This window comes from Caballeronia sp. (assembly GCF_049581465.1).
Classification (GTDB): Bacteria; Pseudomonadota; Gammaproteobacteria; order Burkholderiales; family Burkholderiaceae; genus Caballeronia.
Genome location: NZ_JBAUSA010001187.1, coordinates 1 through 2,522 on the forward strand (window position 1 = coordinate 1; position 2,522 = coordinate 2,522).

The following is a 2,522-nucleotide window of genomic DNA, read 5'->3' on the forward strand; positions in this document are numbered from 1 at the left end:
AGGTTTTCTTCGCCCGGCACGGCGAAGATACGATCGACGCCTTCGTTCTCGAGCGCCTTGACGAACAAATCGGAAGCTTTCATAAATAGTGTCCTGGTCTCTTCAATTCATAGTCAACGGTCGTGCGAGGGCTTACGGAAACGCCGGTATCGTCGGATCCGTTCCCTCGATGTCCGCTTCCGGATGGTGACTCTTGATCACTTGCTCGATTTCTTCGACGCGATCCTTCCTGACATCGACCATCATCAGCAATTCACCCTTCTCGATTGCGCCTTCAAAGCGTTTTAGACGCGTGTTCGGCACGTCGACGCCGATCATCGTGGCGGTCCATGCGCCGAATCCTGCGCTCGCCACGGTCATCAGGACGACGACACCGCCGGCAATCGTGAGCCCGGCCGGAGGAAAGGCCATGGCGACAAGGCCCGCCAGCATGCCCGTGACGCCGCCCGCCGCGGTGCCCCGTGCGAGCGCGGGAAGCAGGTCGCTGCGTTGCGCGAGTGTGGCCTGAGGCAGGTCCTCGAGCGGGATGCCCGGGCGCGCAAGCACATGGACATGTCGCCACTCGATGCGCTTGAGCAACAGTTCGTCGATGATCGCCTTCGCGCTTGGCACGTCGGGCAACAGGAAATAGATGCGCCGCATTTCGGGCCTCCTATCGGGAATACCCATGACCCTGTCCGTCGCGCCGGCCATGACGGTGCATGACGTTCCGGCACGCAATGCGCGACAGCGTCTTATCTTTTAATATAGTCGCAATCGGGCCCGAACTCCCGGCACGCAATCATCAGGCTGTCACTCCAGTCCCCGTCCGGACGCTATCCATCTACCGTTGCCACGGCGCGCCGAGGGCGTGCGCTGTTTTTCCAGAGTGCTGGGACGCACGGCGCACGATCGACATGTCGATCTCGCCCTCATCGGCAAGCGCCTTGAGCGCAGCAATCAGGAGCTAAGATAATTACCAGGGTAGGGTGCCGGGTACTCTTGACGTTTTCATCGCGAATTAACAAGGATCATTGATGACACATTTTGCTTTCACTGCCGGATCCGTCGCCGTTGTCACGGGCGGTGCCAGCGGTATCGGTCTCGCCGCCGCCAAGCGGTTTGCACAGCTCGGACTTCGCGTCTGCATCGCGGACCTGGGGGCGGACCGACTCGCGCGCGCAGCGCACGAAGTCGCCACCGTAGCGGCCCACGGAGCGGACGATGTCATGGCCGTCGAGACGGACGTCTGCCGCGTCGAGGATCTGGTTCGACTGGAGGCGATGGTTCAGGAACGCTTTGGCGGCACCGATATCCTCATGAACAACGCCGGGATTCAGCCTGGCAGCGCTATGTTCGGTCCGGCTGCTAACTGGGAACGGGTGCTTGAGGTCAACCTGTGGGGAGTCATCCGTGGCACTCAAGCTTTCGTACCTGCAATGATCGCGCGCGGCCGGCCGGGTCTGGTGATCAACACCGGTTCCAAGCAAGGCATCACTACGCCGCCCGGCGACCCGGCCTATAACGTTTCCAAAGCCGGCCTGAAGGCCTTCACCGAAGCGCTGCAGCACGAACTGCGCAATACGCCTGATTGTCAGCTCAGCGCTCATTTGCTGATCCCGGGCTTCGTATTCACGGGCCTTACCGCTAAAGATCGCACTGAGAAGCCGTCCGGTGCCTGGACGCCTGAGCAAACCGTCGATTTCATGATGGAACGCCTGGGTGCCGGCGACTTCTACATCCTCTGCCCAGACAACGATGTGCCTCGCTCCCTCGACGAACGACGCATCCTATGGGCGGCCGGCGACATTGTCGAGAACCGTCCGCCGCTGTCGCGCTGGCATCCGGATTACAAGCAGGCGTTCGAAGCGTTCAGCCAGAAAACCGACTGACCTGCTGGCCATGCAGATTACGCGTGGACGATGAGCGACGACCGCTTCCTTATGTTGTTTTGGCGGACGGGAAACGTTCGTTCTCTTGGCGCGTTTCCAGGGCGCGGTCAGGTCCTCATTCTTTCTTCGTCTTCGGTTGTTCAGGCTGCGGATCACGTCCCCGTTGCGTCGGTGCCTTCGTACACGCATCCGGGGTCACATAAGTCACGTCGTCGCAGCAGCACGCATAGACCGGAAACCCATACGCATTCGTGCCGATGATGGTCGTTGGCCCGTGCAGCGGGCACACCGCGTTCATGTTGCCTCCTCAAGCGCATGATCAACCATTTATATCCTACACGCGACTCGTCAGGTCGGCAGGGGGAGGCCCGAGCCTCAGGCCGGATCCAAGGCAGGCCGCCCATCCAGCACGGCTGCTACATTGTCCAGCGCCGTGAATCCCATCTGATCGCGAGCGCGTTGGAGGACGCCAGCCCCGCGCTGCCGGCGGAAGACGGCGACAGAACGCTCGATCCGGCCACGCTCGACAAGAATCGGGTGTTCAAGGCGGTTGAGCCCTGAGAGGGTGCTTGTCCGGCGCGCATTTTGATCGGGCACTCGGGGTCCCCACCTTCGACATACTCAGGATGCCAAACGTTGATGAAACAACGC

The 2,522-nt window shown here is 61.1% G+C and carries 4 protein-coding genes; 1 reads left to right on the forward strand and 3 read right to left on the reverse strand.

Annotation, left to right across the window (positions count from 1 at the left end):
• Positions 1 to 132: 132 nt before the first annotated feature.
• Positions 133 to 642: a DUF1269 domain-containing protein gene (locus WCA53_RS29040; protein WP_423919249.1), complete on the reverse strand. Its 510-nt coding sequence runs from the start codon at positions 640 to 642 to the stop codon at positions 133 to 135.
• A gap of 374 nt (positions 643 to 1,016) precedes the next feature.
• Between WCA53_RS29040 and WCA53_RS29045 the strand changes: the two genes are divergently transcribed.
• Entirely contained in the window at positions 1,017 to 1,871 is an 855-nt protein-coding gene (locus tag WCA53_RS29045; protein WP_423919238.1) for an SDR family NAD(P)-dependent oxidoreductase, read from the forward strand.
• 115 nt (positions 1,872 to 1,986) lie between these two features.
• On the opposite strand, the gene WCA53_RS29050 is transcribed toward WCA53_RS29045, so the two are convergent.
• On the reverse strand, positions 1,987 to 2,169 hold the full coding sequence (locus WCA53_RS29050) for a hypothetical protein (protein WP_423919243.1): 183 nt from the start codon (positions 2,167 to 2,169) through the stop codon (positions 1,987 to 1,989).
• A gap of 118 nt (positions 2,170 to 2,287) precedes the next feature.
• On the reverse strand, positions 2,288 to 2,522 hold a 235-nt coding region (locus WCA53_RS29055), incomplete at its 5' end, for a hypothetical protein (RefSeq protein WP_423919246.1).